The 24128-nt window shown below is 72.2% G+C and carries 20 protein-coding genes; 10 read left to right on the forward strand and 10 right to left on the reverse strand.

Annotation, left to right across the window (positions count from 1 at the left end):
* Window positions 1-17: 17 nt before the first annotated feature.
* Both ACT1U9_RS28820 and ACT1U9_RS28825 read right to left on the reverse strand, forming a co-directional pair.
* Complete coding sequence (locus ACT1U9_RS28820; RefSeq protein WP_444535540.1) at window positions 18-917, reverse strand: sugar ABC transporter permease; 900 nt, start codon at window positions 915-917, stop codon at window positions 18-20.
* On the reverse strand, window positions 914-2146 hold the full coding sequence (locus ACT1U9_RS28825; RefSeq protein WP_444535541.1) for an MFS transporter: 1233 nt from the start codon (window positions 2144-2146) through the stop codon (window positions 914-916). The genes ACT1U9_RS28820 and ACT1U9_RS28825 overlap by 4 nt, the downstream gene beginning before the upstream one ends.
* A gap of 191 nt (window positions 2147-2337) precedes the next feature.
* Here ACT1U9_RS28825 and ACT1U9_RS28830 point away from each other — a divergent pair, with 191 nt between their 5' ends.
* Window positions 2338-3027: a hypothetical protein gene (locus tag ACT1U9_RS28830; protein ID WP_444535542.1), complete on the forward strand. Its 690-nt coding sequence runs from the start codon at window positions 2338-2340 to the stop codon at window positions 3025-3027.
* A gap of 147 nt (window positions 3028-3174) precedes the next feature.
* Window positions 3175-3774, forward strand: a complete 600-nt coding sequence (locus ACT1U9_RS28835; RefSeq protein WP_444535543.1) for a sigma-70 family RNA polymerase sigma factor — start codon at window positions 3175-3177, stop codon at window positions 3772-3774.
* 157 nt (window positions 3775-3931) lie between these two features.
* On the opposite strand, the gene meaB is transcribed toward ACT1U9_RS28835, so the two are convergent.
* The 7 genes from meaB to ACT1U9_RS28870 form a co-directional block, all read right to left on the reverse strand.
* Window positions 3932-4921: a methylmalonyl Co-A mutase-associated GTPase MeaB gene (gene meaB, locus ACT1U9_RS28840; protein ID WP_444535544.1), complete on the reverse strand. Its 990-nt coding sequence runs from the start codon at window positions 4919-4921 to the stop codon at window positions 3932-3934.
* A gap of 6 nt (window positions 4922-4927) precedes the next feature.
* Window positions 4928-7132, reverse strand: coding sequence for a methylmalonyl-CoA mutase (scpA, locus tag ACT1U9_RS28845; protein WP_444535545.1), 2205 nt, complete (start codon window positions 7130-7132; stop codon window positions 4928-4930).
* The gene (locus ACT1U9_RS28850) at window positions 7129-8979 is read right to left on the reverse strand and encodes a methylmalonyl-CoA mutase family protein (RefSeq protein ID WP_444535546.1); all 1851 of its coding nucleotides are present in this window, start codon (window positions 8977-8979) and stop codon (window positions 7129-7131) included. The genes scpA and ACT1U9_RS28850 overlap by 4 nt, the downstream gene beginning before the upstream one ends.
* 154 nt (window positions 8980-9133) lie before the next feature.
* Complete coding sequence (locus ACT1U9_RS28855; protein WP_444535547.1) at window positions 9134-10540, reverse strand: pyridoxal-phosphate dependent enzyme; 1407 nt, start codon at window positions 10538-10540, stop codon at window positions 9134-9136.
* An 85-nt stretch (window positions 10541-10625) separates the two neighbouring features.
* Window positions 10626-11453 carry a tyrosinase MelC2 gene (melC2, locus tag ACT1U9_RS28860; RefSeq protein ID WP_444535548.1) on the reverse strand — a complete coding sequence of 276 codons (828 nt, stop codon included), beginning with the start codon at window positions 11451-11453 and terminating at the stop codon, window positions 10626-10628.
* Window positions 11454-11498: 45 nt separating this feature from the next.
* Window positions 11499-11921 (reverse strand): apotyrosinase chaperone MelC1, encoded by a 423-nt coding sequence (gene melC1 / locus ACT1U9_RS28865; protein ID WP_444535549.1) that lies wholly within the window; start codon window positions 11919-11921, stop codon window positions 11499-11501.
* Between the two features lie 458 nt (window positions 11922-12379).
* Window positions 12380-13423: a zinc-binding dehydrogenase gene (locus ACT1U9_RS28870; protein WP_444535550.1), complete on the reverse strand. Its 1044-nt coding sequence runs from the start codon at window positions 13421-13423 to the stop codon at window positions 12380-12382.
* Window positions 13424-13589: 166 nt separating this feature from the next.
* Here ACT1U9_RS28870 and ACT1U9_RS28875 point away from each other — a divergent pair, with 166 nt between their 5' ends.
* On the forward strand, window positions 13590-14228 hold the full coding sequence (locus ACT1U9_RS28875) for a TetR/AcrR family transcriptional regulator (protein WP_444535551.1): 639 nt from the start codon (window positions 13590-13592) through the stop codon (window positions 14226-14228).
* Window positions 14229-14283: 55 nt separating this feature from the next.
* Here ACT1U9_RS28875 and ACT1U9_RS28880 read toward each other — a convergent pair whose 3' ends face one another.
* On the reverse strand, window positions 14284-15648 hold the full coding sequence (locus tag ACT1U9_RS28880; RefSeq protein WP_444535552.1) for a CAP domain-containing protein: 1365 nt from the start codon (window positions 15646-15648) through the stop codon (window positions 14284-14286).
* 228 nt (window positions 15649-15876) lie between these two features.
* Between ACT1U9_RS28880 and ACT1U9_RS28885 the strand changes: the two genes are divergently transcribed.
* The 7 genes from ACT1U9_RS28885 (at window position 15877) to ACT1U9_RS28915 (ending at window position 23894) form a co-directional block, all read left to right on the forward strand.
* Complete coding sequence (locus tag ACT1U9_RS28885; RefSeq protein WP_444535553.1) at window positions 15877-16944, forward strand: cytochrome c oxidase assembly protein; 1068 nt, start codon at window positions 15877-15879, stop codon at window positions 16942-16944.
* Window positions 16945-17081: 137 nt separating this feature from the next.
* On the forward strand, window positions 17082-17282 hold the full coding sequence (locus ACT1U9_RS28890; protein ID WP_444535554.1) for a hypothetical protein: 201 nt from the start codon (window positions 17082-17084) through the stop codon (window positions 17280-17282).
* Between the two features lie 243 nt (window positions 17283-17525).
* The gene (locus ACT1U9_RS28895) at window positions 17526-18704 is read left to right on the forward strand and encodes an acyl-CoA dehydrogenase family protein (protein WP_444535555.1); all 1179 of its coding nucleotides are present in this window, start codon (window positions 17526-17528) and stop codon (window positions 18702-18704) included.
* Window positions 18705-18758: 54 nt separating this feature from the next.
* Window positions 18759-19049, forward strand: coding sequence for a hypothetical protein (locus tag ACT1U9_RS28900; RefSeq protein WP_444535556.1), 291 nt, complete (start codon window positions 18759-18761; stop codon window positions 19047-19049).
* Window positions 19050-19183: 134 nt separating this feature from the next.
* Entirely contained in the window at window positions 19184-20005 is an 822-nt protein-coding gene (locus ACT1U9_RS28905; RefSeq protein ID WP_444539277.1) for an oxygenase MpaB family protein, read from the forward strand.
* A gap of 18 nt (window positions 20006-20023) precedes the next feature.
* The gene (locus ACT1U9_RS28910) at window positions 20024-22219 is read left to right on the forward strand and encodes a tetratricopeptide repeat protein (protein WP_444535557.1); all 2196 of its coding nucleotides are present in this window, start codon (window positions 20024-20026) and stop codon (window positions 22217-22219) included.
* Window positions 22220-22334: 115 nt separating this feature from the next.
* The gene (locus ACT1U9_RS28915; RefSeq protein ID WP_444535558.1) at window positions 22335-23894 is read left to right on the forward strand and encodes a phytoene desaturase family protein; all 1560 of its coding nucleotides are present in this window, start codon (window positions 22335-22337) and stop codon (window positions 23892-23894) included.
* The last annotated feature ends 234 nt before the right edge of the window (window positions 23895-24128 follow it).

Below are 24128 nucleotides of genomic sequence, written 5' to 3' on the forward strand. Positions count from 1 at the left end.
TGTCCGGGCAGCGCCCGCTATCCGTCGGTCAACGTCGCCAGCGCGTACGCCAGGAAGAACGTCCCCCAGATCAGCTCGTGCCGGACGGCGCTGCCTTCGTCGAGGTCGTAACACCCGTCAAGGAGCCGTCCATCGGCGGTGAGGTGTACGCGGACGAGCTCGTCCAGCACCTCGACCGCCTGGCGCGTCCGGTCGAGCTGGAGGAGGGCGAGTGCGGTGATGGCGGCGGCGGAGGTGTCGAGCGGTCCGTCGGGGTGCTCCTCGTCGGCCGGTGGGACGAGCCGTGAAGTCGTCAACTGGTCGATGACAGGCGGCAGTTCACGCATTCCCAGGTGGCGCACCCCCTCGGTGACCCCGAGCAGCAGCCAGGCTCGGCCTCGGGACCACGTCAGTGCGGTGCACAGCTCCAGATGGCGTCGCAGATGGGATTCGGCAGCGGCTTTGTCGACCGTGGCGAGCAGCGGCACCATGCCGGGTACGCCGTCGGGGCGGACGGCCAGGCGGGGGCCGCCGAAGGCCGCGCCCCAGGGCACCATGCCCCGTTCCGGGTCGAAGGCGTCGAGGCAGGCGCGCGCTGCCCGGCTTTGCAGAGCGGCTGAGCCTTCGTCGTCCGCGAGCGCCGTCCCGTACCAGAGGATCAGTCCGCGTGTGGCGGTGTCCGCGTCCACCCAGCGGGCGAGCCGGGCTGTACACGCCTTGGCGGCGGCGCGGTCGCGGGCCGCACCCGTACGCCGGGCCCGCAGCCACAGCAGTCCCGCCCAGAACCCGCCGGTCCACGAGCCGCGCCCCGTCGTCGTCCAGGTCCCGGTGCCGGGGTCGGCGTACAGCGGGAAGCGGTCGCCGACCTGGGCCTCGGTGACCGTGACCCGGCCGAGGAGCGCGTCCAAGGCCGGAACTGCCCACTCCGGGGCGCTCATCCGCGTACCGCCGCAGTTCGCGTACGTACGGCCGTACCGCGCTCGCGTACCGCCCACAGCAGGGCCACCGCGCCCGCGCCTGCGAACTCGGCCGCGACGAGCAGCCAGCCGGGGCCGTAGCGTCCGGCCGACGCCAGCAGGCCGAACAGGGGCGGGCCGAGCGCGAATCCGGCGAAGAACCCGGCCGAGACCAGGGCCGAGTCCTGTCCGGCGCGGCCCGGTTCGGCGCGCTGCATGACGAGGACCATCGAGACCGCGTTGGCGGAGACCGCGAACACGCCGACGGTGATCGCCGCGAGCCACGCCAGGGGGTGCGCGTACGCCGAGGCGGCGAGGAGCAGGGCCGCGCCGACCGCGCCCGCCGCGAGGCCGCCCGGCAGCCACACCGCCCGGTCCGGGCGTCCGGCCACCTTCGACCAGCCCACCCGGCCCACGATACCGGCGACGCCGAGGACCGCGACAAGCGCGGCGGCGGCCGTCGGGCCGAGGCCGAGCCGCCGTGAACCGTACAGCGCGAGGTAGGTGTTGACCGAGGCGATGCCGCAGCCGAGGAGCAGTGAGAAGGCGGTCAGCCAGGCGATCGCGCCCTGCGGCAGCCGGATCGCGGCAGCGGGCTTCGGCGGGGGATCGGCGGGCAGGACGCGCGCCGCCCAGACCGCCGCCACCAGCGCGGCGCCCGCCGCCGTCCAGACCGCGCCCCGCCACCCGGTGAGCCCGGCAAGCGCGGCGAGCGGCAACCCGGCCGCGAAGGCGCCCAGTTGGACGCCCGACTGCTTCATCCCGGTCACCGAGCCGCGCCGCGCGGGCGCCACGGCGGCCAGGATCGCCTTGTTGGTGGCGGGGTTGGCGAGCGCCTGCGGAAGTCCGCCGAGCGCGACCGCCACCAGCAGGAACCCGGCCCCCGGCGCCGCACCGATCAGGCCCAGGGCCACCGCCGACACCACGAGCAGCGCCACCAGACAGCGGCGCGGACCCACCGCGTCCACCACCCGGCCGCCCAGCGGGGAGAGCAGCGCGGCGGCGCCGAAGCCGATGGTCGTGGTGAGCCCGAGGACGGTCGGCGAGACGTCGAGCGCGGCGGTGATACGCGGCCCCAGCGCCCCGAGCAGGAACAGTTGCAGCATCGAGAACGCCATCGCACACGTCAGCAGCGCCGTCACCGCGCCGGTCGGCCGACTGCTCACCGCACCCGTGGGCCGACTGCTCTCCTCGCTCCGGTCCACTGCCACCGGCGCCCCTCCGCTCCCGTCCGTCGCACCGGGCGATCTCCCGAGCTCTCCCAGGAGTCGGCCCGAACTCCCGCCGGGTTCCGGTGCGTTGATGTGCTCTGGATCACATGAGGGTGTCGGGGGGAAACGCCGGATTTCGTATACGCACCCGCCGTCGGGGCGCGGAAGGGGGATGCGAGGATGAGCGCGCCATGACTGCCGGAGACTGTTGCCGCACCGTGCGGGCCGCGATGTTCGCGGCCCTCTGCGTGCTGCTCACGGCCTTCGGGCACGCCCTCATGTCGGGCGCCCCGGTGCCCTGGTGGGCGCTCGGCTGCGCGACGGTCGCGACCGGCGGTACGGCGTGGTGCCTGGCGGGCCGCGAGCGCGGCTTCGGTCAGGTGGTGGCCGTCGCGGTGGTCGCGCAGGCGGTGCTGCACGAACTGTTCTCGGTGGCGCAGGAGGCGGCGGGGCCGTCGATGGCGTCCATGTCCATGCCGATGGGGCATCCGGGCATGCCGATGAACATGCCCATGGACATGTCGCCGGGCCACATGAGCTCGATGGGGCATATGGACTCCATGGGTCACATGGGTCACATGGGTTCCATGGGGCATGACATGGCGGGGATGTCCTCCACCGGCATGTTCGCCGCCCACCTGCTCGCCGCGCTGCTCTGCGGTCTGTGGCTCGCGTACGGCGAGCGGGCCGCTTTCCGGATCCTGCGGGCCTTCGCGGGATGGATCTTCGCCCCGCTGCGGATGGCCCTGTTCCGTGCGGTGCCGCCGAGCCGCCCGCGCCTGCGCGCCCGCCGGGACCGTACGGCCCGGGTGCCGCGCCGGCTCTTCCTCGTTCACGCGATCACCTCAAGGGGTCCGCCCGTCGGGACCGCTGTCGTCTGACGACAGCCGGTTCCCCGTGGCGCCTTGGGAGTTGTCCTCCCGGTGCCCCGGGCATCGGCCGCACGCCCGTGTGCCGCCGTACCCCTTCACCGGACCCGCGCCACCTCTTCGCGCCGGTCCGGACCCGGATTCCCAGAAGGACATCAGGTGATCACTTCTGCCCCGCGCCGCCCGCGCGACGAGTCGACGGACCAGGCGATAACGGCCTGGGCGCTTGCCGCCCGAAGCGGCGACCCCGAAGCCGTCGAGCACTTCGTACGCGCGCTGCACCGCGACGTACGCCGCTATGTCACCTACCTCGGCGCCGATCCGCAGGCCGCCGACGATCTCACCCAGGACACCTTCCTGCGGGCGCTCGGCAGCCTGCATCGCTTCGAGGGCCGCTCCTCCGCCCGTACCTGGCTGCTCTCGATCGCCCGCCGCGCGGTGATCGACAACCTGCGATACGCCGCCGCGCGGCCCCGCGTCTCGGACACCGACGACTGGCAGTCCGCCGCCGAACGCGCCCAGCCCCGGGGCCTGCCCGGCTTCGACGACGGGGTCGCGCTCGCCGACCTGCTGGCCGCGCTGCCGGACGAGCGCCGCGAGGCGTTCGTCCTGACCCAGCTCGTTGGACTGCCGTACGCGGACGCGGCCAACGTCAGCAACTGCCCCGTCGGCACGGTCCGCTCCCGAGTGGCCCGAGCCCGAGCAGCCCTCATCGAGCGCTTGCGTGACGCGGAGGGTTCGGCACTGGCGGTGGCCTGAGCACGCGAAAGGCCCGGACCGTTGCCGGTCCGGGCCTTGGCGGAGTTGTGGATCCGCGATGCGGTCCCGCGAGCTTTCAGGGGCGCGGGGCTGTGTCATTATGCGGCTCCGCCGCGCGGGCGCGACCAGCCGAGCACGGTCCGCAGCCAAACGATCACTACACCCCGCGTTCCCCCTGAAACGCGCCAAGAATCCGCTCCGCCGCCAGCGTCGCAGTCAACTCCCCATCCCGAACACGCTGTTCAAGCGCCGGGGCCAAAGCCCTTACATCCGGATGGGCCCGCAACCGACCCAACAGCTCGTCATGGACCATCGACCAAGTCCAGTCGATCTGCTGATCACGCCGCTTGGCGGCAAGCCGGCCCGTGGAGTCGAGCAGCGCCCGGTGCTGGGAGAGCCGCTCCCAGACGGTGTCGAGCCCAAGAGACTCGCGCGCGCTGCAACTGAGCACCGGCGGAGTCCACGCGGCATCCGCCGGATGCATCAGCCGCAACGCACCCGCCAGTTCCCGCGCTGCCGACCGCGCGTCGCGCTCATGCGGCCCGTCCGCCTTGTTCACGGCGATCACATCGGCGAGCTCCAGGACGCCCTTCTTGATGCCCTGGAGCTGGTCACCCGTGCGCGCCAGCGTCAGCAGCAGGAACGAGTCGACCATGTTGGCCACCGTCGTCTCGGACTGGCCGACGCCGACGGTCTCCACCAGGACGACGTCGTAACCCGCCGCCTCCATCACGACCATGGACTCGCGCGTCGCCTTGGCGACCCCGCCGAGCGTGCCCGCGCTCGGCGAGGGCCGTACAAAGGCGGCCGGATCCACCGCGAGCCGCTCCATCCGCGTCTTGTCGCCGAGGATGGAGCCGCCGGTACGGGTCGACGACGGGTCGACGGCGAGCACCGCCACCCGGTGGCCGAGCCCGGTCAGCATGGTGCCGAACGCGTCGATGAAGGTGGACTTGCCCACGCCCGGCACACCGCTGATGCCGATCCGCCGCGCGGCGCCCGTGTGCGGCAGCAACTCGGTGAGCAACTGCTGGGCGAGCGCGCGGTGGTCGGGCCGGGTGGACTCGACGAGGGTGATGGCGCGCGCGATGAACGCCCGCTTCCCGTCGAGTACACCCTTGACGTAGCTGTCGAGATCGATGCGCACGGGCGGCTACAGCTCGTCATGGCCCAGCGCCGCGCCGAGCCGCGTCACCAGGTCGTACGCCGCGTCCGGGATGACCGTCCCCGGCGGGAACACCGCAGCGGCGCCCATCTCAAGGAGCGTCGGGACGTCCTGCGGCGGAATGACACCGCCCACCACGATCATGATGTCCTCCCGGCCCTCGGCGGCCAGCTCCTCGCGGAGCGCCGGCACGAGGGTCAGGTGACCGGCGGCGAGCGACGACACACCCACGATGTGCACATCCGCCTCGACCGCCTGCCGGGCCACCTCGCCCGGCGTCTGGAACAGCGGGCCGACGTCGACGTCGAAGCCGAGGTCGGCGAAGGCGGTGGCGATCACCTTCTGGCCGCGGTCGTGGCCGTCCTGGCCCATCTTGGCGACCAGGATGCGCGGACGTCGGCCTTCCGCCTCGTCGAAACGATCCACCAGCGCGCGTGTGCGGTCCACCGAAGGGGACGCTCCTGCCTCGTTGCGGTAGACGCCGGAGATCGTACGGATCTGGCCCGCGTGGCGGCCGTACACCTTCTCCAGGGCGTCCGAGATCTCGCCGACCGTGGCCTTCGCCCGGGCCGCGTCGACCGCGAGCGCCAGCAGATTGCCCTCCAGGCCCTGGCCCGGGCCGCGCTCGGCGGAGGCGGTGAGCGCGTGCAGCGCGGCCTGGCAGGCCGCCTCGTCGCGCTCCTCGCGCAGCCGCCGCAGCTTGGCGATCTGCTGGGCGCGCACCGAGGAGTTGTCGACCTTGAGGACGTCGATCTGCTCGTCGGTCTCGACCCGGTACTTGTTGACGCCGATCACCGGCTGGCGCCCCGAGTCGATGCGCGCCTGGGTGCGGGCGGCCGCCTCCTCGACGCGCAGCTTCGGGATGCCCGCGTCGATGGCCTGCGCCATGCCGCCGGCCGCCTCGACCTCCTGGATGTGCTGCCAGGCCCGCCGCGCCAGGTCGTACGTCAGCTTCTCGACGTACGCGCTGCCGCCCCACGGGTCGATGGACCGCGTGGTGCCCGACTCCTGCTGGATGAGCAGCTGGGTGTTGCGCGCGATCCGGGCCGAGAAGTCGGTCGGCAGGGCGAGCGCCTCGTCGAGCGCGTTGGTGTGCAGCGACTGGGTGTGGCCCTGGGTCGCGGCCATCGCCTCCACACACGTACGCGTGACGTTGTTGAACACGTCCTGCGCGGTCAGCGACCAGCCCGAGGTCTGCGAATGGGTGCGCAGCGAGAGGGACTTGGTGTTCTTCGGGTCGAACTGCTTGACCAGGCGTGCCCACAGCAGCCGGGCCGCCCGCATCTTGGCGATCTCCATGAAGAAGTTCATGCCGATCGCCCAGAAGAAGGAGAGCCGGGGCGCGAACGCGTCGACGTCCAGGCCCGCCTCCTGCCCGGCCCGCAGATACTCCACCCCGTCCGCGAGCGTGTACGCCAGCTCCAGATCGGCCGTCGCACCCGCTTCCTGGATGTGATAGCCCGAGATGGAGATCGAGTTGTAGCGCGGCATCTTCTGCGAGGTGTACGCGAAGATGTCGGAGATGATCCGCATCGAGGGCTTGGGCGGATAGATGTAGGTGTTGCGGACCATGAACTCTTTGAGAATGTCGTTCTGAATGGTCCCGGCCAGCTTCTCGGGCGGTACGCCCTGCTCCTCGGCGGCCACGATGTAGAGCGCGAGAACGGGCAGCACGGCCCCGTTCATCGTCATCGACACCGTCATCCTGTCCAGCGGGATCCCGTCGAACAGCTGGCGCATGTCATAGATCGAGTCGATGGCGACACCGGCCATGCCGACGTCACCGGTGACGCGCGGGTGGTCGCTGTCGTAGCCGCGGTGGGTCGGCAGGTCGAAGGCGACCGACAGACCCTTCTGCCCGGCCGCGAGGTTGCGCCGGTAGAAGGCATTGGACTCCTCGGCCGTGGAGAACCCCGCGTACTGCCGGATCGTCCAGGGCTGGTTGACGTACATCGTCGGGTAGGGGCCGCGCAGATACGGCGCCACGCCCGGGTACGTACCGAGGAAGTCCAGGCCCTCCAGGTCCCGCGCGGTGTACAGCGGCTTGACCGCGATGCCCTCCGGGGTCTCCCACAGCAGATCGCCGTCGGCCTTGCCGGTGGACTCCTTCACGGCGGTGCGCCACTGGTCGTCGGAGCCGTCGGCGCCGGCGTCCGACGCCAGCGGCAGCTCCGAGAAGTCGGGGATCGTCATGACGCCACTCCCAGGCGGTCGAGGGCGGAGGTGAGCACGGCCACCGCGTCGCAGCCGGCGAAGACATACTCGTCGACGCCCGCGTACTCACCGCGCCCGGCCAGGAACACATGCGTGGCGCCCGCCGACTTGAGAGCCGCCGCAACCGCCTCGGCCTGCTCCTCGTAGAGCGCGTCGGAGGAGACCACACAGGCCACGGTGGCGCCGCTCGCGGCGAACGCCTCCCCGGCCGTGGTCGCGTCCACCGACACCGGGTCGTGGACCGGCTCGACGCCACCGGCCTGGAACAGGTTCGCGGCGAAGGTCGCGCGTCCGGTGTGGGCGGCGGCCGGGCCGAGGGCTGCGAGGAACACCCGGGGGCGGGCGCCGGTCTGGGCGAGGTGCGCGTCCGAGCGGGCGCGCAGTTCCTCGTACGCCTCGTCGCGGCGCACCCGGGGCAGTCCGCCCGACGGCTCGGCGGGGGCCGCCGCGCGCTCGACGGGACGCTCGGCGAGATGCGGGAACTCGCTGACACCGGTGACCGGTTCGCGCCGGCGCGCCAGCTTCTTGCTCCGCTCGGCCCAGGTCGCGGCGAGCTCGTCGCCGATCAGACCGGAGCGCAGGGCCGCCGCCAGACCGCCCGCGCGCTCGATCGTACGGAAGAACTCCCAGGCGGAGTCGGCGAGTTCGGCGGTCAGGCGCTCCACGTACCAGGAGCCGCCCGCCGGGTCGATCACCCGGGCCAGCTGCGACTCCTCCAGGAGGATCGTCGAGGTGTTGCGGGCGATGCGCCGCGCGAAACCGTCGGGCAGGCCCAGCGAGTGGTCGAAGGGCAGCACGGTGACGGCGTCCGCGCCGCCGACCCCGGCGCCCAGGCAGGCCACCGTGGTGCGCAGCATGTTCACCCACGGGTCGCGGCGGGTCATCATCACCGGCGAGGTCACCGCGTGCTGGCGCTGGGCGCCCGCGGCGGGCGCACCGCTCGCCTCGGCGACGCGCGCCCACAGCCGCCGCGCGGCGCGCAGCTTGGCGATGGTCAGGAACTGGTCGGCGGTGGCCGCGTAACGGAACTCCAGCTGCGCGCAGGCGTCCTCGACGGACAGGCCCGCAGCCGTGAGCTCACGCAAATACGCGACGCCGGTGGCCAGTGAAGCGCCGAGTTCCTGCGCGGCCGAGCCGCCCGCCTCGTGGTACGGCAGCGCGTCCACGGTCAGCGCCCGAAGGCCCGGGTACCGCTCGCCGCAGAGGCGGGCGAGTGCCACGGCGGGTGCCGCCTCGATCGCCTCGCCGGTACGGGCCTCGTGGCCCAGCGGGTCGGCGCCGAGGTTGCCGCGCGACGCCTCGGCGGGGACGCCCCGCTCGGCGTACAGATGCAGCAACTCCTGTGCGGCCGCCTCGAATTCGGCGCCCGCGTCGAGGACGACGGGTGCGAGGTCGAGGTAGACGCCGTCGAGTGCCCGGGCGAGCCCGGAGACCGGAACGCCGCCCCGGCCTACGGCCAGCCAGAGCGACGTCACCCCGTTCTCCAGGTCCGCGAGCACGGCGGCGTTGGCCGCGGCGGGATCCGGATCGGCGTGGCGCTGTCGTACGCCCCAGCCGTCCGCCGCGTTGCCCTCGGCCCGGCTTCCCCGGACAAAGGGGGCGAAGCCCGGATATCCGGCATCGGGCGCGGAGTCTCGCGCGGTGTACAGGGGCCGGGTGGTGAGCCCGTCCTCCACGGGGGTGGACAGCGCTTCCTCAGCGGCCGCGCCCGAGACATCTTTACCCGATTTGCGCAGCACGCCTTCCACGAGGCGCTGCCACTGCTCATGGGTTGCATCAGGGAACTCGGCGGCCAGAGAAAGCCCGTCGTCAGGCAGGACCGTCATGCCCAGATGCTAGGGCAGTGGCGCAAAGGTGCAGGAGGGGGAAGGGCTGTGACCTTGCCCTCTTCGGAACTCTCTTGATCCTTCCAGGTGGATGCCCTATTTCGACGACGCCTGTTTCCCAACGGCATCCTGTTTCTCCACGGCGCCCTGCTTCTCAGAGCAGCTTGCGTACGTCGTCCCGCGTGATGAGCCCGATGCCATGGCCGTCGTACAGCACCACCGCCACCTCGTCGTCCCGTTCCTCCCATTCGGCGAGGACGGCGTCGGCCCGCTCACCGGCGCCGAAGTGCGGCAGGGGTGCGGCGAGGTGGTCGCGTACGAGTGCGTCCGGCGCCACCTCGCCCTGCTCGACGGCCGCCGCCAGCACATCGAGGGAAACGGATCCCGCGAGCTCGGGCATCGTCGGCCGACGGTCGGGGCCCACCGGGCACGGACCGGCCGGCAGCACGGGCGGCAGGCCGAGATCGCGCCGTGCCCGCAGCGCGGTCAGCGCCTCGGCCACCGTGCTGAGCCGGTTCACATAGGGGAGGGGCACGTCCCGCACGGAGTCCGGCACCGCGTCCCCGGCCCGTGCCGCGTCCTCCTCGCCGTCCAGGAACCCGAGCCGCAGCAGCCACGCGTCGTTGAAGTACTTCGACAGGTACTGCCGCCCGGAGTCCGGCAGGATCACCACGACCAGCGACTCGGGGCCGAGCCCGGCCGCCACCCGCAGGGCGGCAGCGACCGCCAGACCGGCCGAGCCGCCGACCATCAGGCCCTGCTCCCGGGCGAGTTGACGCAGCGTCAGCAGTGCCTCGCGGTCGCCGACCGGGACCAGCTCGTCCACGACGTCCTGGTCATAGGACTCGGGCCAGACGTCCTCGACCGTCTCCGGATGGCACACATGCCCGGTCGCCTCGACGAAGTACGGCCGCCCGTCGCCGCCCGAGTACACGGAGGCCGCCGGGTCCGCGCCGACGACCTTCACGGCGCCGCCGCTGACGTCCTTGAGGTAGCGGCCGGTGCCGCTGATGGTTCCGCCGGTGCCGACGCACGACACCAGATGCGTGATCCGCCCGTCCGTCTGCCGCCAGATCTCCGGCCCGGTCGTCGCGTAGTGCGCCCCGGGGTTGGCCGGGTTGTCGTACTGCCCGGCGAGCCAGCTGCCCGGCGTCTCTTCGGCGATCCGGGCCGCCGTGTTGAACACGTTCCCCGGATCCTCCGCGGGCAGCCCGCCCGGCCGCACGACCACCTCGGCGCCGAACCCGCGCAGCGTGGCGATCTTCTCGGCGCTCGTCTTGTCGGGCACGACGAGGACGGCCCGGTAGCCCTTGGCCGCGGCCACCATGGCGAGCCCGGCCCCGGTGTTGCCGGAGGTCGCCTCGACGACGGTCGCGCCCGGGCGCAGCAGCCCGTCCCGCTCCGCCTGCTCGATCATGTGCAGACCGATGCGGTCCTTCACACTGCCGCCCGCGCTCAGGTATTCGAGCTTGGCGTAGAGCGCGGCCGAGCCCTGTGGCGTGCGCAGCCGCACCATCGGTGTGCCGCCGACGAGTTCGAGCACTGACTCATGAACGTCCATGCCGGTGAGCTTACGAGGCGCGGGCCCGGCGCGTAGGGGAGTGGCCCCACCGGGCGGATACCCGGTGGGGCCACTCACGCGCGCGTCAGGCCGCGTCGAACGTATAGAACTTCTTGTGGTCCAGCATGTCCGCCGGAGTGACGTTGTTCCACGGGCGCATGGTCTCGCGCAGGTCCACCACGTTCGGTGTCCCGGCGGCCGGGAGGTACGGCGAGTTGGGGTGCCGGTCCTGCCACTGCGCCCAGAGCTTGTCGACGAACGCGTGGTGCATCCAGAAGACCGGGTCGTTGGGGGAGACGCCGGTGCCCATCTGGCCGCCGACCCAGACGTGCACGCGGTTGTGCAGGTTGACCCCGCGCCAGCCCTCCAGGTGGTTGCGGAAGCCGCCGGTGGACATGCTGTTCCAGGGGGTCTCGTCATACGTCGACATGGCGAGGACGCTGTCGACCTCGGCCTTGGTGGGCAGCTGCGGCACGCCCGCGCCGAGCGCGCGGCGCAGGTAGTTGCGGCCGTCCACGCGGACGTTGATGGCCCACTGACCGCCGCTGGAGGCGAACGGCCCGTCCATCACCTGTCCGTCGCGGCTGCGGCCGGTGCCGCCGAGGAAGTCCGCGGCCCACAGCGAGGAGGCGGCGGTGCGGTCGGCCGTCCAGTCCCAGTACGGCAGCGTGACGGACGAGTCCACCGACTGCAGGGCCTGCTCGAACTCTATGAGGAATCTGCGGTGCCACGGCAGGAAGGACGGCGAGCGGTGGCCGACGCGGTCGGTGTCATCGCCGTCGCTCATGATGAAGGCGTTGTGCGTGGTGACGAAGGTGTCGTACTTGCCGTTGCGCTTCAGCGTGAGGATCGCATTGACGAAACGCTTCTTCTCGTCGGAGGTGAGCGTCGCCTGGTTCTTGCGTACGGTCATGGAAATGCTCCAGATAGTGGTGCCCGTGCGGGGCGATACGGAAGGTCAGGCGAGCGGGACGAGGGTTGCGCCCTGCAGCTCCACCACGGCGGCGCGAGCCACGGCGAGCGGCGTCGGATACGTCTCGTAGTGGTTGACGACACTGATCCAGGTGCCGTCGCCGTTCCGCATCACATGCAGTTCCTTGCCGTCTATCTGGACGGAGTAGCCCCCGTGGTGGGCGTGCTCGCCGCCCATGGTGGGCGCGCCCTGTATACGACGGCCCTGGTAGACCTCGTCGAACGGCGCGGGCGTGCCGTGGCCCGAGTGGTCCATGCCGCCCATGTGGCCGCTGTGTTCGTCGCCGGTGGGTACGACACCGTGCGCCGGGGTGCTCGACGTCGCGGCGTAGGCGGTGCCGGCCAGGCCGAGGCCGGCGACCGCGGTCGCGGTGATGCCCAGCGCGCTGCGGCGGGTGAGTTGGGACATGGGTAACCCCCAGTGGTTCAACAGTTGCTCGATGGTGGTCCCGCGCGGCTGAGGGCCCGCATGGCGAATTCGCGGCCCTGTCAACGCGGTTGACGCCTCGCTGACGGGCCTTCGTCCGGCTTGGTCATGGCCGGGGGCCCGTCAGGGAGCGTGCTGACCCATGCCTACAGCCCGGCAACGAAACGGCAAAGTGCCGCCCAACCGGTTGGCCGCAATACGGACATGTCCAGATTCGAAGTGCAATGTTGAACGAAGATGATCTTGCTGTCCGCCGCTCCCCGGCCCTCCAAAAGTGCAGATCCTTCATAGAAGTTGTCGATTCTGTGAAGAGTTTGTTGCTGATGCGGTCAATGTGTGTCCGCGCTCACGCGCGAAAGCTGGCCGGTTTCGAGCCTGGAGGGGCGGGGGTTGTGGCGTGATCGTCTCGGTGAAGGAGGTGTGTGCGAATCCGACGGTTGTCAGGGGCGGATGACGATCCGGATCGGGTTGCCGTCCTTCTCCTCAAGACGGCGCACCCCCTCGGCTATCTCCGTGAGCGGGAGCTGCGCGCTGACCGACCGGCTGATGTCGAGGCGCCCCGCGGCCACCAGGTCGACGAGCTGCTGGATGTGCTCCTTGCGGTAGCCGAGGTGGCCCGTGACGGCGTGCCGGTCGCGGGTGAAGGCGGCCAGCGGGCCGAGTTCGACCGTGTCCATGGACATGCCGACCAGGACAAGCCGGCCGCGGTGCCCCAGTGCCCGATTGGCCTGGGCGATGGTGCTCGCCCGGCCCACCGCGTCGATCGCGACCCGCAGACCACGGCCACCGGTGAGCGCGGCGATCCGGTCGAGCGCGTCCTCGGCGGTCGGGTCCACGGCGTGGTCCGCGCCCAGTTCCAACGCGCGCTCGCGGGCCGCCGGCAGCGGGTCGAGGCCGATGACGGGGGCGGCCCCGGCCAGTCGGGCCGCCTGGAGGGCGTGCGTACCGATGCCGCCGAGCCCCCACACGCCGACGCTCTCGGCCGGGCGGACCGAGGCGGTGTCGACGACCGCCGCGTACGGCGTGGACACGGCGTCGGCCAGGACGGCGGCCTGCTCCAGCGGTATCGACTCGGGCACCCTCACCAGCGCGGCGACCGGCACCACCACGTACTCCGCCCAGGCGCCGTCGTAGTCGAACGCCATGATCTGTACGCGCTCGCAGTCGTCGGGCGCCGCGCCCGAGACGCATGTGGTGCAGCTGCCGCAGGCGCGCCCCGCGTGCAGCACGACCCGGTCGCCGCGCTCCCAGCCGGGGGTCGGCGCGCCCAGCTCGTCGATGGTGCCGGAGGCCTCGTGACCGGGGGTGATGACCGGGAGCTCGGTGCGGAAGACGCCGTTCAGGAGGCCCAGGTCGGAGTGGCAGATTCCGCAGGCGGCGACCTTCACCAGCGCCTCGCCGGGGCCGGGCCGTGGAACCGGCACCTCCTCGACGGCGAGCTTGCCGGAGCCGGGGTGGAAGCGGGCGGCACGCATCGTGCGCATGGCGGTCTCCTCGGGAAAGCGCTGTTGGCCGTAAAGGCTTGTTAAGCAATGCTCAACAAATCTGTACGACCCTTGTACGACTCCTGTTAAGCACTTGTCAACAGGCTCGCCGGTCGGCTTTGCCGGGGTGGCGCGCAGTGGCGCGGACCGCTCGTACACTGCGGGCATGTCCGGAAAGCGCATCACCCGCCTGACCCCCGACCAACGCAGGACCCAGCTGGTCGACATCGGACTGGAGATGCTCGCCGACCGCTCGCTCGACGAGCTGTCCACGGACGAGGTGGCCCGCCGCGCCGGGATCTCCCGGGGCCTGCTCTTCCACTACTTCGACTCCAAGCGCGACTTCTACCGCGCGGTGGTGGCGAAGGAGTGCGCACGGTTCATCGAGGCCGTCGAGCCGGACCCGGCCCTGCCGCCCGTCGCCTGGCTGCGGTCGTTCATCGACGGCTTCGTCGCGTACGTACGGGAGCACCGCCAGGTGTACGTCGCCCTGGTCCGGGGCGCGTCCGGCAGCCATCCCGCGGTCGCGGACATCCTGTGGGAGACACGTGAGGCGGTGGCCCGGCACGTGATCGACGCGCAGCGGCGCATAGGGCTGCCGCCGTCGCCCCGGCTCGACATCGCCTCGCGCGCGTGGATGGCGTTCGCGGAGGAGGCCGTCACCAGCTGGCCGCTGGAGGAGCCGGACGCGCGCGACGAGCTGGCGGGGTTCCTGGAGTCCAGCTTCGTAAGCCTGCTCGGCACGCTGGACCGGCCCGTGCTGCTGGTGGACGCGGCGGGGCTGGGGCGGGAGCTACAGGGCTGAGGCGGCTGGTGTGGGGGCTTCCGGGCTGGGTGGCCGTTGACCGGCCCCTTCCGCCTCAGACCAGGCCGAACAGCTGGGTCCAGTACGTGCCCGCGCGGCCCCCGCCCGCGAAGCCGATGCCTATGTGGGTGAAGTCGGGTTTGAGGATGTTGGCCCGGTGGCCGGGGCTGTTCATCCAGCCCTCCACCACCTCGGCCGCCGTGCGCTGCCCGCACGCGATGTTCTCGCCGATGCCCCGGTGCGCGGCCCCTGCCGCCCGCGCCCGGTCCCATGGCTCAAGGCCCTCGGGCGAGGTGTGCGAGTAGAACCCGCGCTCGGCCATGTCCGTGCTGTACGCCTGCGCCGCCGAGGCGAGCCGGGTGTCGTCGGCCAGGGGCCGCAATCCGGCCGTGGCGCGGTGGCCGTTGGTCAGCGCGACCACCTCCGCCACCGTCCGCCGCAGCCCGTCCGCGCTCAGCGGCCTCGCCCAGAGCGCGGTCCAGTAGACATCGCCCGTACGCCGGTCGGTGGCGCTCGCGATCCCCGCGTCGGTGAAGGCGGCGTCGCGCAGCGGGCGGCGGGTGTGGGGGTCCTTGAGGCAGTACGTCAGGAAGTCGGCCGGGTTGCGCGGCCCGGAGACCAGATGTTCGGCGACGGTCAGATACGCGTACCCCTGGGTGGTCACCCGCTGGAAGACGGACACGCCGTCGGGACTCTCGACGCTGAGGCGGCCCTGGGCGGCCATGGTCGTGGCGTGCGCCTCGGCGGCCGAGACGAGACGGGCGTCGATCGTCACCGGCGGGGCCCCGGCCCGGGCCCGCTCGGCGTTGACCAGCGCGCCGAAGCCGTGGCTTGCGCCGCTCCCGTCCGGCCCGGGTCGTCGGGCGGCCGGGATCGACGACATCGGGGCGGTGGGCATCTGGACCGTGGGAGCGTGGGCGGACGGGGGAGGTGCCGGGTCCTCGTCGGTCACGTCGACCCCGAAGTCACGGGCCACCCCGGCGAGCCCGTCCGCGTACCCCTGACCCAGCGCACGGACCTTCCAGCCGGTGCCGCGCCGGTAGATCTCGGCGAGCAGCAGCACGGTTTCCCGCTCCGGCTTCGGCGGGGTGAACCGGGCCAGGACCTCGCCGCCGGGACCGCTCAGGCGCAGGCTCGGCACGGGGAGCCGCCCGAGCGGGGTGGCCGGGTCGGCCGGGCTGACGACCACGGTGATCCGGCTCGCCCCGGCCCGCAGACGGCGCGGGTCGACCGTGATGACGTCGTCGGTGAGCCGGGTGCCCGGCGCCGACGGCTGGTTGTAGAAGACGAAGTCGGCGTCTCCGCCGACCTTTCCGGTGTCGTCGGTGATCAGTACGGACAGGTCGAAGGGTCCCGGGACACCGATCGTCAGCACGCCGTCCGGGAGCGGCCGATTGCCTCCGGGAACCAACTCGCTCATCGACACCACCCGTTCACGCCCCACCGTCGCGATCCGCCGTCGCGCCGTGCTGTGGGGAGAACGCGGCGGGGGCGGCCCCCGGTTCCCGCCTCCGGCGTGTCGCGCGTACCCGATTTGCCGGGCAGCCGGGTGGTTCATGGCAACCCCGCGACGGGCGGCCCGGCGGCGGGGACTACGGTGAACGCGGTCCGCGTCAGCCCTGCGGGCCGGTGAGGAGGCCGGGCCGGAATGTCCGGAACGCAACAACTGATCGAAGCCGTCGCCGGACAGTCGCCGTCGCAGTCCGTCGCGGCGACCGAGCTACCGCAGCTGACCTGGGGAAACTTCCCCTCGCACTGGCAGCTCGACCTGCCCGCGGTCGCGCTCGTCGTCGTGCTCGGCGCGCTGTACGGCTGGGGCGTGCTCCGGCTGCGCCGCCGGGGAGAGCAGTGGTCGGTGGCCCGTACCGCCGTCTTCGCGGTCCTCGGTCTCGGCACGATCATGTTCGCCACCATGTCGGCGCTCGCCGTCTACGACGAGGTCCTGTTCTGGCCCGCCGCCGTGCAGAACATCCTCCTCGACCTGATCGCCCCGCTGGGCCTCGCGCTCGGCGACCCGCTCTCGCTCGCCCTGCGCGCGCTGCCCGAGCGGACCGCCGGTCCCGTGCGCCGCGCGATGACCGGCAAAGTGGCCCGCATCCTGGCGTTTCCCCTGGTCAGCTCGGCGCTGGTGCTCGCGTCCGAGCTGTGCGTCTACTTCACCCCGTACTTCGAGACCGCGCTGCGTGTCGGCGCTCTGCATCAGCTGATGTACCTCCAGCTGCTGCTTGCGGGCAGCCTCTTCGTCCTGCCGCTGCTCACCAAGGAGGAGCTGCTGCCGAAGTGGTGCGGGCACCCGATGCGGGCGGCGTTCGTCTTCCTGGACGGGCTGATCGACGCGGTGCCGGGCATCGTCGTGATGACCAGCGGCTCGGTCATCGCGGGCAGCTGGTACACCCGGCACGCCCCCGCCTGGGCGCCGGACCTGCACGCCGACCAGCAGCTCGGCGGTGGCGCGATGATCACGATCGCGGAGCTGGTCGGGGTGCCGTTCCTGATGGTGATCTTCGTTCAGTGGTTTAGGGCCGAACGGGCCGAGACGGCGGCGCTCGACCGGCGCCTGGACGCCGAGCTGGTGCCCGCCCAGGCGGCGCCCACGGCCGTCGCGGCCACCACGGCCCCGGCCGCCGAGGACCCCGCTGAGACTGAGCTCGTACGCCCTTGGTGGGAGTCCGACAACGGCGTCGTAGGCGAGCGCATGCGGCGGCAGCGCCCCTGAGCCCTGTCGCGGTCGTACGAGGCGGACGGTCCGTCCGCCTCGTACGACTGGGCCGAACGGGTGACATCTCTGGGGCGGATGCGGTCCGCGTGACCGGGTACCAGAATGGAGCCCAGCCGGACGAACAAGGAGGCGGCATGAACGCTCAGTCCGATTCCGCACCCCAGCGGGAGGCGGTCACCCCCGATTCGCTGTTGCACACCGGGTCGGGCGGTGAGGTCACCGCCGAGGACCTGGTGCTGGCGTCCGGGCGCGACATCACGCCCAAGAACCTGAAGTGGGCCGAACGCCGACTGGCGGACGACGGGCCCGCCGCCCTGGACAAGCTGCTGCCCTGACCCGGACCCCGGAGGCCGGGCGCCGTGCCCTGCATCGGATCCCGGGAGCCGCCGATCCGCCCCGGACCCCGGGAGCTGCCGCCTGCGCGCAGCCCCGGGGTCCGTGCTTTTCGCGTCTGCCGACCCTTCCAGATTCTTGCAACACGTTCTACTGTGCCCTCCATTCCGCGGCCTCGGCGTTCGCCGCCGTGGATGCGGACCGCGATGGACACGGGGACGGACAGCGAGACGCCTGGAGGGGCCGTGCACCTCGAATACACGCCTGAGCAGCAGCGGTTGCGAGCCGAGCTGCGCGCCTACTTCGCCGACCTGGTGCCCGACAACGCGTACGCCCGCTATGCCGAGCCGGCCGCCCAGAAGCGGTTCTACCGCGAGACCGTGCGCCGCCTCGGCACGGACGGCTGGCTGGGGGTGGGGTGGCCCGAGGAGTACGGCGGGCGCGGGCTCGGCGCCATGGAGCAGTTCATCTTCTTCGACGAGGCCGCCCAGGCCGGGGTCCCGCTGCCGCTGATGGCGCTGAACACGGTCGGCCCGACGCTGATGCGGTTCGGCACGGCGGAGCAGAAGGCGTACTTCCTGCCGAGGATCCTCTCCGGCGAGATCGACTTCGCGATCGGCTACAGCGAGCCGGACGCCGGGACGGACCTGGCCGCCCTCAAGACCCGGGCGGTACGGGACGGGGACGACTATGTCGTCAACGGCCAGAAGATCTGGACCACCAACGGCGACACCGCCGACTGGGTCTGGCTCGCGGTACGCACCGACCCCGACGCGCCGCCGCACAAGGGCATCACCATGCTCCTCGTGCCGACCTCGGACCCTGGCTACTCCTGCACGGTCATCAACACCCTCGCCTCGCACGACACCACCGCGAGCTACTACGAGAACATCCGCGTCCCCGCCTCCCGCCGCGTCGGCGAGGAGAACCAGGGCTGGCGTCTGATCACCAATCAGCTCAACCACGAGCGCGTCACGCTCGCCGCACACGGCACCATGGCCATCCGCGCCCTGCACGACGTCCAGCGCTGGGCGATGGACACCAAGCTTGCCGACGGCCGCCGCGTCATCGACCTCGGCTGGGTCCGGGGCCGCCTGGCCCGCACCCACACCAAGCTCGACGCGATGAAACTCCTCAACTGGCAGATGGTGAACGCCGTCCAGGACTCCACCCTCACCCCCCAGGACGCCTCCGCCGTAAAGGTCTACGGCTCGGAGGCCCGCCGCGACGCATACGCCTGGCTCATGGAGGTCGTCGGCGCGGCGGGCCCCCTGAAGGAGGGCTCGGCGGGTGCGGTACTCCGCGGCGACCTCGAACGCGGCTACCGCTCAGCCGTGATCTTCACCTTCGGCGGCGGCAACAACGAGATCCAGCGGGAGATCATCTCGTGGATCGGGTTGGGGATGCCCCGGGTGCGGCGGTAGTCGCGTGGGTCTCCTACCGTAGAGGCTCACGCGATCACGAAGGGGCGGGGGAGCATGCCGACGTGGGGGCTGGTCGTCGAGACGACCGTGGGCAACGGCGAGCACAAGCACAGGGACGTGTACGTGGTGGCGCACATCTCCGGCTCTCGTGCGGAGGCGCTCGCGGAGCTGGAACGGCGGGCGCGGAACCACTCGCCCGAACACCCCAGAAGGCCCAAGCGCCGCCGCCTCCTCCGGGAGGGCGACACGTTCCTCCTCGTCGTCGACGGGGCGTGGCAGTCGTTCGTCACCCGATTCTCGGTGGCGGAGCTCCTGGAGGACTCCGGCGCGCCCGCTGTTTGGTAACCCGGCCTGGTATCGGTCCCGAATCCTCGACACACTGGCCGTACAGGAGGTGGCCGGAGATGGGTGGCGTCGAGGGCGATCCCGGGTACTTCGGGCCCCGGTCCGTGACCTGGCAGATGCACGGGGATCCGATGATGTGGGTCGCCGGGGTGCGGGCGCTTTATCTCCAGGCTCTCCACCCTCGTGCCGTCCGTGGAGTCATGCAGAACAGTGACTTCCGCAAGGACGCCTGGGGGCGGTTGCTGCGTACCGCGCGGTTCGTGGGGACCCTCTCGTACGGGACCAAGGCCGATGCCGAGCGTGCCGGGGCTCGGGTCAGGCGTATCCATGGGTTCCTCAAGTCGGACGATCCCGTCACCGGGGAGCGGTTCCGGGTCGATGATCCCGCGCTGCTGCTCTGGGTGCATTGCGCGGAGGTCGCCAGTTATCTGGACGTCGTGCGGCGCTCCGGGTTTCCGCTCAGCGACGCGCAGGCCGATCGCTATGTCGACGAACAGCGCGAGGCCGCCCGGCTCATCGGGCTGGAACCGGGCGGCGTGCCGCTGTCCACCGCCCAGCTCGACGCCTACTTCGCGGATGTGCGGCCGATGCTCGCCGCCGGGGCCGACGCGCGGGACGTGGACGACTTCCTGCAGGAGCCGCCCGTCCATCCGCTGCTCGTGCCCGTCCGCGCTCTGCTCTGGCGGCCCGTCGCCCGGCTCGCCTATGACTCGCTGCCCGCGTACGCGCATGCGCTGTACGGGAGACCCGCGCCCAAGGCCGCGCAGGTCAGCCGTCGACTCAGGGTCGCCGGGCGGCTGCTGCGGTGCATCCCCGCGACCCTGCGCTGGCAGCTGCCGCCGAAGCACATTCTGCGGGCCGTCGAACGACTCGGGCCCGGAACTCGCCCTTCACCGTACAAACTTCGCAGACAGGCCGCCATACTGGACGGAGCCGGGGAGGGCGCAGCGGAGTGACGGGGGCGACATCGCGCGATGGCGGACACCAGGCTGATCCACGGCCGGTACCGGCTGCTCGAACTGATCGGGCGCGGCGGGATGGGCGAGGTGTGGGCGTCGCGCGACGAGTCGCTGGGGCGGCGCGTCGCCGTCAAGTGCCTCAAGCCGCTCGGTCCGCAGCACGAGCAGTCGTTCGCCAGGGTGCTGCGCGAGCGGTTCCGTCGCGAGGCGCGGGTCGCGGCCGCGCTCCAGCACCGCGGCGTCACCGTCGTCCATGACTTCGGGGAGTACGACGGCGGGCTCTACCTCGTCATGGAGCTGCTCGACGGGCGCAATCTGAGCCAGCTCCTGGAGGACAACAAGGGGCATCCGCTGCCGGTCGCGGACGTCGTGGACATCGCCGAGCAGCTGGCGTCGGCCCTCGCGTACACCCATGAACAGGGCATCGTCCACCGGGACTTGAAGCCCGCCAACATCATGCGGCTCGGCGACGGCACCGTGAAGATCCTCGACTTCGGCATCGCCCGCCTCGGCGCCGACATCGGCTTCACCTCCCGGCTCACCGGCACCGGCATCGCCATGGGAACCCCGCACTACATGTCGCCGGAGCAGATCGGCGGCTCGCCCGTCGACCACCGCAGCGATCTGTACTCGCTGGGTTGCGTCCTGTACGAACTGGCCACCGGGGCGCCGCCGTTCGACCTCGACGACGCCTGGGCGATCCTCGTCGGGCACCGCGACACCCCGCCCGAGCCACCGCGCGGGCGGCGGGCCGAACTGCCCGAGTACTTCGAGCGGGTCGTGCTCGATCTCCTGGCCAAGGAACCGGGTCAACGGCCCGCCGATGCACGGGAGCTGGCACGTCGGCTCGCCTCGGGACGCGGGCGGTTCCGGGCCGCCGCCGCGCTGGAGGCGCCGCCGGTGACGCGTACGCCCCGGCTGCCGTCCTGGACGCGCGGGATGACCACTGGCCACAAGGCGACCGGCAGCGCCGACCCCGCCCCGCCCGACCTCGACGCCAGCCTGACCGGTGCGTGGACCACCGCGCTTCCGCCCGCCCCGCCCGAGCCCGACCGGCCCCCACCGCCGCCACCGGAGCTCCTGGCCGCGCTCACCGACCGCCACAACGCGGCCCTCGACCTCGCCCGAAGCGGCCGCTGGGCGGAGGCCGGCGAGGTGCACCGCGCGGTCGCCGCCGAACGCGAACTCGCGCTCGGCCCCGACCACCCCGACACCCTGGACAGCCAGTACGAGGTCGCGTTCACCCTCGGCAGGACCGGGCGCGCGACCGACGCCCTGCGCGAGTTCGGACGGGTCGCCGAGGCCCGGGCCCGCACGCTCGGCCCCGACCACCCGGCCACGCTCGACGCCCGCCAGGAGACCGCGTACGTGCTGGGCCGCCTCGGCCGCCACTTCGAGGCGCACCAGGTGTACGCGTCGGTGCTCGCCGACCGGGAGCGCGCGATGGGCCCCGACCATCCGGCGACCCTGCGCTGCCGTCACAACCTCGCCTTCAACCTGGGCAGTCTGGGGCGCCTGGAGGACTCGTACCGCATGGCCCGCGAGGTGGCGCAGGACCGGGCCCGGGTGCTCGGGCCCGGCCACCCGGACACCTTGGTCAGCCGGAACGAAGTCGCTTACACGCTCGGCCAGTTGGGGCGGTGGATCGAGGCGTTGCAGACCTATCGCGAGGTCGCCTCGGCGCGTACGGCCGTGCTCGGCCCGGACCACCGCGACACCCTCGCCACCCGGTACGAGATCGGCATCAGCCTCGGCCGGCTCGGGCGCAGCGCCGAAGCCCTGGAGCTGTACCGCGTGCTCGTCGACGACCGCACCCGCGTCGACGGGCCCGACGACCCCGAGACACTGCGCGCCCGGCACGGTCTGGGCGTCAACCTCGGGCGGCTGGCCCGCTGGGAGGAGGCGCTGGCCGAGTCGCGGGAGGTCGCGGCCGTACGCGAACGGGTCCTCGGCCCCGACCATCCCGACACGCTCGTCAGCCGCCGCGAGATCGCCGTCGGGCTCGGCTGGCTCGGGCGCTGGCCCGAGGCGCTGACCGCCTACCGCCAAGTGGCCGACGCCCGCGAGCGCGTCCTGGGCGCTGCCCACCAGGACGCCCTGGCCAGCCGGAACGACGAGGCGCACTGTCTGGACCAGCTGGGACGCGGGCCCGAGGCGGTCGAGCTGTACCGCCGGGTGGCGGCGCTGCGGCGGAGCGGGGGGCGCGGGTAGCGCGGGGCGCCGGTGATGCGGGGCCGTACGTCGGCCGCCGTGGATCGCCACGTACGGCCCTGTAGTGCGGGATCGCACCCTGGCCCCCGCCGATCACCCCGTGCTAGGAAGGGCCATGCCCGCACAGCAGGTCTATGACACCGTGATCGTCGGCGGGGGCCACAACGGCCTCGTGGCGGCCGCCTATCTCGCCCGCGCCGGACAGTCGGTCCTGGTCCTGGAGCGCCTCGACCACACAGGCGGCGCGGCCGTCTCGACCCGCCCGTTCGAGGGCGTCGACGCCCGGCTCTCGCGCTACTCGTATCTCGTCTCGCTGCTGCCGCAGAAGATCGTGGACGAGCTGGGGCTGCGGTTCGCCGTCCGCAAGCGGAACGTCTCCTCGTACACACCCGTCGTCCGCGACGGCCGCCCCACCGGCCTCCTTGTCGGCGGCGGCGAGGAGCGCACCCGCGCGGCGTTCCGGCGGCTGACCGGCTCCGATGCCGAGTACGCGGCTTGGGAGGAGTTCTACGGGATGACCCGGCGGGTCGCCGAGCGGGTCTTCCCGACCCTGACCGAGCCGCTGCCCACGGCCGCCGCCCTGCGGGAGCGCGTCGGTGACGATGCGGCCTGGCGGGCGCTGTTCGAGGAGCCGATCGGGGTCGCGGTGGAGGAGCGCTTCGCGGACGACCTCGTACGGGGAGTCGTTCTCACCGACGCCCTGATCGGCACCTTCGCCGACGCCCACGATCCCTCGCTCGCCCAGAACCGCTGCTTCCTGTACCACGTGATCGGCGGGGGCACCGGTGACTGGGACGTTCCGGTCGGCGGGATGGGGGCGTTCACGGACGCGCTCGCCGATGCCGCGCGGGCGGCGGGCGCGGAGATCGTCACCGGTCATGAGGCGACCGCGCTGCGTACGGACGGGCGCGCGGCCGAGGTGGACTTCCGTACGGGGACGGGCGAGGGCACGGTCGCGGCCCGGCACGTCCTGGTGAACGCCTCGCCGCAGGCGCTGGCCGCCCTCACCGGCGACGCGCCCCCGCCGCCCGCCGAGGGCGCCCAGCTCAAGGTGAACATGCTGCTCACCCGGCTGCCCCGGCTCCGGGACACCTCCGTCGACCCGCGCGAGGCGTTCGCCGGGACCTTCCACATCGGCGAGGGATACGGCGAGTTGGCGGCCGCGTACGCCCAGGCTCTGTCCGGGCAGCTGCCCGCCGCGCCGCCGTCCGAGATCTACTGCCACTCGCTCACGGACCCCTCCATCCTCGGCCCGGACCTCGCGGCGCGCGGCCACCAGACCCTGACCCTCTTCGGGCTGCACACCCCCGCGCGGCTGTTCGCCGGTGCCGCCGACCAGCACGACAAGACGCGCGAGGAACTCCTTGCCGCGACGCTGGCCCAGCTCGACGCGCATCTGGCCGAGCCGATCGCCGACTGCCTGGCCACCGACGCGCAGGGGCGGCCCTGCATCGAGGCGAAGACCCCGCTCGACCTGGAGCGGGACCTGCGGCTGCCCGGCGGCAACATCTTCCACCGCGCGCTCGCCTTTCCGTACGCGGACGCTTCCACCGGTCGGTGGGGTGTGGAGACGGCCCATGCCAATGTGCTGCTCTGCGGGGCGGGCGCGGTGCGGGGCGGTGGGGTCAGCGGCATTCCCGGCCACAACGCGGCTATGGCGGTGCTGGGGTTGTAGCGCGGCCGGGGGGTTTGACCCCACCCCGCCCCTTCCCTAAGCCCTCCGGGGACTGTCGTTCGTCTGCGGCCCGGTGGGGGGCTGATCGCGCAGTTCCCCACGCCCCTAAAAGGCACTCGGAACCGCACCGGTCCTCCGTAGCGCCGCATCGCACCCCGCGCCCCTTAGGTGACGCGGGACCGCATCGCACCCCGCGGCTCTCCACCCCACGTAAAGAATCTGACGCAGCATCAG

It is taken from the genome of Streptomyces sp. BR1 (assembly GCF_052373795.1).
Taxonomy (GTDB): Bacteria; Actinomycetota; Actinomycetes; order Streptomycetales; family Streptomycetaceae; genus Streptomyces.